The sequence below is a fragment of the Pseudomonadota bacterium genome (genome assembly GCA_018242545.1).
GTDB lineage: Bacteria > Pseudomonadota > Alphaproteobacteria > 16-39-46 > 16-39-46 > 16-39-46.
Map to the genome: position 1 here is coordinate 1 of JAFEBT010000072.1, position 8,780 is coordinate 8,780.

9 protein-coding genes and 1 riboswitch are annotated in these 8,780 nt (G+C 37.4%); of the genes, 5 read left to right on the top strand and 4 right to left on the bottom strand.

Features of this window, described 5'->3' with window-relative positions:
• Positions 1-33: 33 nt before the first annotated feature.
• Complete coding sequence (locus tag JSS34_07720; GenBank protein ID MBS0186203.1) at positions 34-201, bottom strand: AbrB/MazE/SpoVT family DNA-binding domain-containing protein; 168 nt, start codon at positions 199-201, stop codon at positions 34-36.
• A gap of 474 nt (positions 202-675) precedes the next feature.
• Here JSS34_07720 and rsfS point away from each other — a divergent pair, with 474 nt between their 5' ends.
• The 5 genes from rsfS (at position 676) to JSS34_07745 (ending at position 5,559) form a co-directional block, all read left to right on the top strand.
• Positions 676-1,080 (top strand): ribosome silencing factor, encoded by a 405-nt coding sequence (rsfS, locus tag JSS34_07725; protein ID MBS0186204.1) that lies wholly within the window; start codon positions 676-678, stop codon positions 1,078-1,080.
• A complete protein-coding gene (locus tag JSS34_07730; GenBank protein ID MBS0186205.1) occupies positions 1,077-1,526 on the top strand; it encodes a 23S rRNA (pseudouridine(1915)-N(3))-methyltransferase RlmH in 450 nt (149 codons plus the stop codon). The genes rsfS and JSS34_07730 overlap by 4 nt, the downstream gene beginning before the upstream one ends.
• Positions 1,527-1,543: 17 nt before the next feature.
• Positions 1,544-3,130: a 2,3-bisphosphoglycerate-independent phosphoglycerate mutase gene (locus JSS34_07735; protein ID MBS0186206.1), complete on the top strand. Its 1,587-nt coding sequence runs from the start codon at positions 1,544-1,546 to the stop codon at positions 3,128-3,130.
• Positions 3,131-3,550 (top strand): hypothetical protein, encoded by a 420-nt coding sequence (locus JSS34_07740; GenBank protein ID MBS0186207.1) that lies wholly within the window; start codon positions 3,131-3,133, stop codon positions 3,548-3,550.
• Between the two features lie 170 nt (positions 3,551-3,720).
• The gene (locus JSS34_07745; GenBank protein MBS0186208.1) at positions 3,721-5,559 is read left to right on the top strand and encodes a hypothetical protein; all 1,839 of its coding nucleotides are present in this window, start codon (positions 3,721-3,723) and stop codon (positions 5,557-5,559) included.
• Positions 5,560-5,639: 80 nt separating this feature from the next.
• On the opposite strand, the gene raiA is transcribed toward JSS34_07745, so the two are convergent.
• The 3 genes from raiA to JSS34_07760 form a co-directional block, all read right to left on the bottom strand.
• A complete protein-coding gene (raiA, locus tag JSS34_07750; protein MBS0186209.1) occupies positions 5,640-6,248 on the bottom strand; it encodes a ribosome-associated translation inhibitor RaiA in 609 nt (202 codons plus the stop codon).
• 77 nt (positions 6,249-6,325) lie between these two features.
• Entirely contained in the window at positions 6,326-7,096 is a 771-nt protein-coding gene (gene xth / locus JSS34_07755; GenBank protein MBS0186210.1) for an exodeoxyribonuclease III, read from the bottom strand.
• Positions 7,093-8,334, bottom strand: a complete 1,242-nt coding sequence (locus JSS34_07760; GenBank protein MBS0186211.1) for an MFS transporter — start codon at positions 8,332-8,334, stop codon at positions 7,093-7,095. Before JSS34_07760 ends, xth begins: the two co-directional genes overlap by 4 nt.
• A riboswitch (TPP riboswitch) is annotated at positions 8,325-8,441 on the bottom strand. (Overlaps the previous gene by 10 nt.)
• Between the last annotated feature and the right edge of the window lie 339 nt (positions 8,442-8,780).

Genomic DNA, 8,780 nt, shown 5'->3' on the forward strand with positions numbered 1-8,780 from the left:
CTCAATATCTCTTCTCTCTCCTTCTTTGTCAATTTAATTGATGACACGCCCTAAAATAGATTTTTTCTTGAAAGGCACAAGGGTAATACCTTTTGAGCTTGCAATAAATTCAACTTTATCATCTTCTTTAATTCCCAGAGAATTTCGGAAATGAACTGGAATTGTAATTTGTCCTTTTTGTGTGACAGTTGAGCAATACATGATGGTTCCTTAACTTTTATAGAAATTCTTACAATATATATTAAGGTAATACCTAAATCTAATCAATATATTTTTTAAAAGAAGTATTACTTTTTAAAAACAGGTTGTATTTTTTTAAGTCCTCTTATTTTAAATTTTTATCATAAAAAGCTCGTCTGTTTTTAATAATTCGCCTATTAGCAGTATGCAGGCTTTATGATTAATAATGAGAATCTCTAAAATAAATAACTTAGCTTGATAAGACATGACAAACTTCTTATAACTATATGAAAGTTCTTCATGAAATATCCAGTAAGCGTTCCTCAAGAATGGCCAATTAACTCTTTTTAGAGGAAAAAGATTTAAAAAACCTGAATTTGAAGACATCTTAAATCTTATTAAAATACATTGTGCAAAGCTGTAATGCTTTTTCTATAATTTTTTGCTATAAAAAGAAAAGTCCCATTTAACTCCTATGATTGAGAAGGAAATTACATGTCACCTACACAAAAAGACATAAAAACACCTGTTTCATCTGAGCAATTAAAAGATTTGATTGTAAAGATTTTGGATGAAAAGAAAGCAACGGAGATTCATGTGATTGATGTACGCGGCAAGTCTGCTTTAACAGATTTTATGGTTTTAGCCTCGGGAACATCGTCACGTCAGGTCTCTTCCCTTGCTGAGACACTTGAAGCAATGCTTCATAAAGAAAAGATATATGCTCTTTCGATTGAAGGACGGAGTGAAGGAGAATGGGTTTTAATCGATCTCAATGATGTTATTGTCCATCTTTTTAAACCAGAAACACGGGCCCATTATAACCTTGAAACACTTTGGACAGAAGGAGAGAAAAATATTTCTGCAAAGCGTGGTCTTCAATCTCCTGAAACACGATGAAGCTTCAACTTATTGCCGTTGGGTCTTTAAAGTCTCTTGCTCTTAAGGAGCTTTGGGATACGTATAAAAAACGTCTTCTCTGGTCTTTGGAAATAACGGAAGTTCCTGCTTCAAAAGTGGGAGATAAATTTCAAGAAGCTCAAAATATTCTCAAGGTCCTGAATCCTCAAAGTTTTCTTGTTATTTTGGATGAAAAAGGAGAGAATATTTCAACCGTAAATTTTGCTTCTTTTATCGAAAAACATCATCTTTTAGGAACCAAACAGATGTCTTTTTTAATAGGTGGAGCTGATGGCATAGAAGACTCTTTAAAGAAAAAGGCAGATCGAATGTTTTCTTTTGGCGCTCAAACATGGCCCCATGACTTTGTTCGGATTCTTTTAATTGAACAAATCTATCGCGTGCAACAAATTTTGAATCATCATCCTTATCATCGTGGATCTTAATCTTTAGGAGCTTTTCTATGAGTTTACGTTCATCACCTTCTCACGCACTTCTAAAGCATCCTCTGGTTCTTTGTATCTTAGATGGCTGGGGAGAAGGAGAAGAGAATGTTTATAATGCCATTAATGAAGCAAAAACACCGAATTGGGATGCTTTTATGAAAAAAGCTTTTAAGAGCAGCTTAGAAGCTTCTGAGTCTTTTGTAGGTCTTCCAGCAGGTCAAATGGGAAACTCTGAAGTTGGGCATTTAGCTCTGGGATCCGGCCGGGTTATACTTCAGTCTCTCCCACGTATTAATAAAGCCATTTCTGAAAAGACTTTGTCAGAGAATCCTGCTTTACAAGATTTAATTCTGACACTTCAAACAAACAAAAAAGCATGTCATCTTATGGGGCTTTTTTCCCCAGGAGGGGTTCATTCTCATATGAATCATTTAAAAGTGCTCATTGAAATTTTGAATGCCCAGAGGATTCCTCTTTATTTACATCTTTTTTTGGATGGCAGAGATACGCCGCCCACAAGTGCTTTAGGATATTACGAAGCTTTTTTTGATCCTTTATTTCAAAAGCTTTCAACAGATTCTTTTGTTCATGTGGCAACACTTGCGGGAAGATTTTATGGCATGGATCGGGATAAGCGATGGCCTCGCGTTGAAAAAGCATTTAATGCGATTGCCTATGGAGAAGGAGTTAAATCCTCTTCTGCTCTTGAAACTTTTGAAATTTCGTATGCAGAAAAGATTACAGATGAATTTATTTTTCCGACAGTAATTGGAGATTATTCAGGAGTTCAAGAAGGTGATGGTCTTCTTTGCTTTAATTTTAGAGCAGATCGCGTGATAGAGATTCTTGAAGCGCTCATTGTTCCAAATTTTCATTCTTTTGATCGAAAATCTAACCTTAAGTTTTCAAAGGTTGTTGGAATGACAAAATATTCTGATCATTTGACACCTTGGATGGAAACATTGTTTTTACCTGAAAAGGTAGAAAAAACATTGGGAGAAGTTATTTCAAAAGAAGGACTGACCCAACTCCATCTTGCAGAGACAGAAAAATATGCACACGTAACTTTTTTCTTTAATGGGGGACGCGAAGCCCCTTTTTTGGGAGAAGATCGAATTTTAATTCCATCTCCTAAAGTCTCGACTTATGATTTAAAGCCGGAAATGTCTGCTTATGAGATCACTGAAGCTCTTTTGGAGGCTCTTTCAAAAAAACAGTATGATGTTTATATTGTTAACTTTGCAAATGCAGATATGGTGGGCCACACAGGAAATTTGCAAGCTTCCATTCAAGCCGTTGAAGTTTTAGATGCGTGTTTGGGAAAAATTCTCAAAGGTGTTCAAGAGACAGATAGTATTCTTTTAATCACAGCAGACCATGGAAACATTGAAAAAATGGAAGAAGATGACACAAAAGCTCCCCATACTGCGCATACCTGTTCTCCTGTGCCCTGTCTTTTGATGAATATCCCTCTTGAGAAAGGAATTCAAGGACTCCAAAATGGAACGTTGGCGGATGTTGCACCAACAATTCTTGATTTGATGGATCTTCCGATTCCTAATGAGATGACGGGTCATTCTCTCTTGATTCGGAAAGGGTCTTAAATGGATTTTGTTAAAAAAAGAGCATTTTTTTTTCTCTTAGTTCAGTTTTTTATGTTTTTATCTTTTAATAAGAGTTTCTCTTCAACTTCTCTTCTTGTTCAACATTCTCAAAATGCCATTGAAAAGCTTACGCAAGTGTTGGAAGAAAAATCAAAAAATCTTTTGAAAAGACAAGAAGAAACGGAACAAATTTTCGCTGCTCTTCTTGAGTTTTCAAAGCCTATTATTCAAAAGTCTCTTCTTTTCTCATCTCCTCACGAATATACGCGCATACGCTTGCTTCTTGAAAGCTTAGCTCGAGAAGGCCAAAAAGCCCTTTTAGATTTGAATCAAGAAATTGCTGAGTTAAAAGTGATCAGAGAGATTCTGGTAAAAGAAGAAAAAGAAATTTTAAAAAATAATTTTTCTGAAATAAGGTAGCGAGTCTATTATTTTAACAAAATTATATGTCATGAACCTTGAAATCTTAAATCTAATAGCTTATATATTGTTTATATATGGAAATATTTAAAATATCTAAATCAATTATTTTTTTTAAATAAAGACCTATTTTGACTATTTTTTATTTAATTAAGAAAGAGAAATATACAATGAATTATATGAAATTTATGAAAAAAGTAGCATGTTCTATTCTTGTTCTTGCTTCGTTTTTACAAAATATTGAGCCGGTATGTGCAATGCAGGAAGAGGAAAGAAGGAGTGCTGCTGTTCTTCCAGCTGCAGCTGCTGTTGCAGGAAGAACATATGAGGATCTCTCACAAGAAGAAAAAGATTACATTTTCGAGTTTAGTAAGGCAGTGTATTCTCCCTTCAAAGAATCTATAACCCAACTTATGGAAGAGGTAGTTGGTGCTATTCAAGAGGCGCAACCTGCTTCTACAGGTCAGAGTTCCTCCGTCTTAATGAGCCCTCCTTATTTGAACTGGATAAATGACAAAGTAGGGCTTGTAAGAAGCAACCTTTCTTTTTTCAAAAAGATGAGAGAGAAATACAAATCTAAAAATGGAGGTCAGAACATATGGGAGGCAGCAGAGAGAGGATATACTTTCTTTGAACAGCAATTAAATGAAATGGCACCAAAAATACCGCAACTACAAAAGCATGTCTTAGAAGGTGATATGTTTGTTGTTCCTCTTCAAGAATTTGAAACCTTTTGCCAAGTTTCCTTGGACCTTGTCAGGAATGTTTTGCTTATTCATAGAGGTTTACTAGATTTTCCGAAGACTTCATCAGGTTTGAGGCAATTTCTTATTCCTGATTATAGAGGGTCACAATCTGATGTTGAGGCAGAAGAAGTCTATCTTGATGTATGGGATCGCATAGGGGTTGAATTGAATAAATTAAATCCAACTCTTATTGAAAATAAAATGGTGGATGTTAATCCTGTCTTACGTGCAGAAGTGGAAAGAAAGCGTGCTATCGCAGAAGCAGAAGCGCAACGTTTAAGAGAAGAAGAACAACGGCGGGCAGACGAAGCTGCAGCTCTTCAGCGCAGAGCAGAAGAGGAACGCAGAAGGGAAATTGAAGCAAGAGAAGAAGCAGCCCGTTTAGCAGAAATAGAACGTTTAAGAATTGAAGAGGAAGCGGCTCGCCGTCTTGCTCAAGCACAGGAAGCTCAGCGACGTGAAGTAGAGCGCCAGTTGGAAGAAGAACGTGCACGCGCAGCAAGAGAAGCAGCTGCTGCGGCACTTAGAGCACAGCAAGAGGAAAGAAGATCTCTTTTAAGAGAAGAGTACAATGGAATTTGCACCACGGTTGATGCAATTGCGAGGACCCAGAGAGCTGACGGAAGTGAAGCTTATGAAGGGATTATGAAGTTCTCACAAAAGAAGCTTGGCGGAGGAGAGGTGCTTTTAAATCGCTTAAGGACCCTTCTGCCGAGAGTACTGGAACTTCATGGCTTGCGTTATGAAAATCCTCTTGAACATGTTGTACAATATCCTTCTCAAGCCTGTTCCCATCTTCAAAATGAGATTGTTACATTTTATGAGACTTTAAATACGGGAAAACACCTGGATCTTACGAGCCCAGTTATTGAAAGTTTTATGAATTCGGCACAAAGTGTTCCACAATTTGAAAGTTATTTTGCCCAGAACCAACATGGTGGCCCAGGTTTTTCTGACCTTTATTATAGATTTAAAAGAGGTCAATTAAACGATGCTGAGATTAAAGAATTTTCAAAGCGAATTGTTAAGTTTGGGTTTGCAGATGAAGGACATTCCAGCCGATTGCTTCATCCGTTGTTCCTTGCAAAACGTGTTTGGGATAACAAACCTCATTTAAGGACTCAAACAAATGATATTCTCTATAACTTTTTCATAATGACGACTGAACAAGCTGGACGATGCGCAGCTGGTGCGACTGCTCGGACGAATCTCATGTTGCATCAACTTTGCGGACTTCTTATTGATGCTCCGGTTGAGTCCTAATACCTTAAAAATTTGATGTTATCTTAAAAAAGGCTTTCCAATATTTGGAAAGCCTTTTTTATACTTTAAAAATTAAAACTTTAGGCTGTAATACGAATCGATTTTGCCTTTGCATCGGGATCCACCCATCCAATATTTCCATCCGGTCTTATGTAGACCATGTTAAAGTTTCCAGTTCCTTTGTTCTTAAAGAAAAGGGCTGAGTGTTGAGAAAGATCAAGATGCATGAGAGCTTCTGGGAGAGATAAAGATGGAATGTCTGTTTCAATTTCGGCAATAACAGCGGGAGCTGCGTCGGAAATTTCCTCTTCCACATTATCAATATCAATATCTTGGTTGGGAAGGATGTATTGGAGCCCCCGATGAATGGCGTTATCTTCCCGCGGGATGCTCTGATGGTCTCTTAGGCGAGATTTATAACGGCGCATCCGTACATTCAGTTTGTCCAGCGTTGCATCAAAAGCGTGATAAGGATCTAGGCCATCTCCTTTTACATGGATTTCAAGGCTCCGGCCTGGATGAACACCAATATCAACATGGATTTGAGATCCAGACTTTGTAAGGGTAACGGATCCATCAACGGTACGTCCAAAATAACGAGAAGCAACCGTTGAAAAATGCTCCCGAATATGCGTCTGAAGAGACTCCCCAATGTCGATATGTCGACCTGTAATTTTTACTTGTACCATTTCCATTCTCCTTATTTTATTTCAGCATACCCCTTCTCTTTCAAAGCGTCAATGCGGTCTCAAAGACTTTTTTTAAATTATTTTTTTAATGTTAACCAAATCGGAGCATGATCGGAAGCTTTTTCAAGACCACGTTCTTGGATATCGACATTTGCTTTTTCAAGACAATCTAAAGCTTGGGAAGATGCTAAAAAATGATCAATTCGAAGACCATTGTTTCGTTGATAAGAGTTGGCTCTATAATCCCACCAGGTATAAAGAGGATCTTTAGGATGAAGACATCTTAAAGCATCAAAGATGCCAAGATGAAGAAGAGCATGAAAAGCTTGTCTCTCCTCAGAAGTACAGAGGATCTTTTCATGCCAAAGAAAAGGATCATGAACATCTAAATCCGTTGGTGCGACATTAAAATCACCCCCTAAGACAAGAATTTCATCATAGGAAAGAAGCGTTTTGATACGTGTTTGAAGATCTTTAAAAAAATTTAACTTATATGGAAATTTAGGGGAATCTTTTGCTTGTCCATTGGGAACATAAATGCTTGCAATCCGCACACCAGAGGTGAAAGCTTCAATATAACGCGCCTCTTCTGAACCACTTGTGAGACCGAAGCGTATATCTTCCAAGGGACTTTTTGAAAGAATAGCGACACCATTATATGTTTTTTGTCCAAAAAGAGCGAGGTTATATCCGAGATCTTCGAAAAGTTCTTTTGGGAAATCTTGATTTTGAACTTTTGTTTCTTGAAGAAGAAGGATATCTGGATTTTTAGAACGCATCCAATTTAAAACATTTTCAAGGCGGGCACGGATGGAATTTACATTCCAGCTGGCGATAAGGAGGGTCATAAGGAGCTCTTCTTGATGCTGAGGGATTCGAGTAAGAGACCCAATAATGTCATACACGTAAGAAAAAGAAAATATAAAAGAGGGGCCATTGGAATATCCGTTTGTTGAAAAAGTACTTGGGAGACAAAAGGCGTATTTTTTGCAAAAATAATGTTGGCCAAGGTATGCCCAATACTTAAGCCACGGTATCGGATTTGTTTTGGAAACAAATCCATGATTAAAACATACGCTGTGGGTGACATCATGCCTAAGAGAATGCCACTTATGCTTAAAACGATGGGGAAATAATTTTTGAGAAAAGGAAGATTGAGGCTAAAAGACGCAAGAAGAATTAAAAAACAAGCAGACAATTTTAACAAACGTCGTGCTCCTAAAATATCTCCCAAAATCCCTCCAAGTGGAAAACTAAAGGTATAGAAAAGCAATGCCAAAGAGGTGGCTTCGGAAACTTTTAAAAAAGGCAGGAGGTGTAGGTTTTCAGTGAGATGGGGGCCTAAGAAATAAAAACAAAATTGAAAACATCCTCCTACCGATCCCATAATAAAGAATGTTGCGAAAAAAGCAGGGATATGTTTCAAGAAGGTTTTTCTTAAAAGCGGAGAATCGTCTTTTTGAAGCTCTAAGAAAAGAGGTGTTTCGTGAAGAAAAGACCTGAGATAGACAACAAGAAAGCTTAAGATTCCTCCTCCCAAAAAAGCCAAGCGCCAACTCCAAGAAGGCATATTAAACTGAGCCGTAAGCGTGACAACAGAAGAAGCTAAAAACGTTCCGATGCTAAAACATAGAAAAAGAAGGCTGCTTGTAAAACATTTTTGCTTTGGACGGGAATGTTCAAAAATATAAAGGGAAGCTCCATCAAATTCACCTCCTAAAAAAAAGTTTTGAAAAGCGCGTAAGATAAGAAGGAAAACGGGGGACCAAGCCCCAAGAGTATTATATCCCGGCAGAAGAGCGATAAGAAGTGTCGGAACCCCAACTCCAATTAGATTATAGCTTAAAGCTAATTTACGCCCAAATTTATCTCCAAGATAGCTAAAAAACAAAGCTCCAAGAGGTTTTGCAAGGGAAGCAAGGGCGAGGATGCCATAGGTTTCCAAGAGTGAAACAGAAGCTTCTTGGGCTGGAAAAAAGTACTTTGAAAAGGGAATGGCTAAAAAGCCATAGAGGGCGACATCGTAATACTCAAAGATTGTTCCAAGCAAAATAGGAACAAACCGTCTTGTGGATGTTCTCTTCATTCTCACGCTCCCTACGCAGGCATTACCAAGATCAGGTGAAGGGACATTATAGGTGTCCCATAAGGGTATTTTCTCAGCCAAATAATTTGGCACCCCTGGTGTGAGCGCTAACTTAAAAGTAAGAAGGCAGACTGTCAATCTCTTTAAAAAGAAAAAAATTTAAAAAAAATTAGGACCAAAGACGACTTATAGGGACTACCCACACGTCATCTCCAAATGCATTACATTAATTCTATACGACGATTGAAAAGGAGGATGAGTAAAATTATTAAATTTGAAAACCAATTAAGGTTTTTTAGGATTAAAATAGTAAAAGCTGGCCGTGTGGGATCTTGGCTTGAGAACTTTATATGAATCTATATTCTATCTTAAGGGATTGAATTTTTCTTAATTTAACGTCAGTTCGATATAAGGAAGAAAAAGGAAGATATTGAAAAGATTGACTT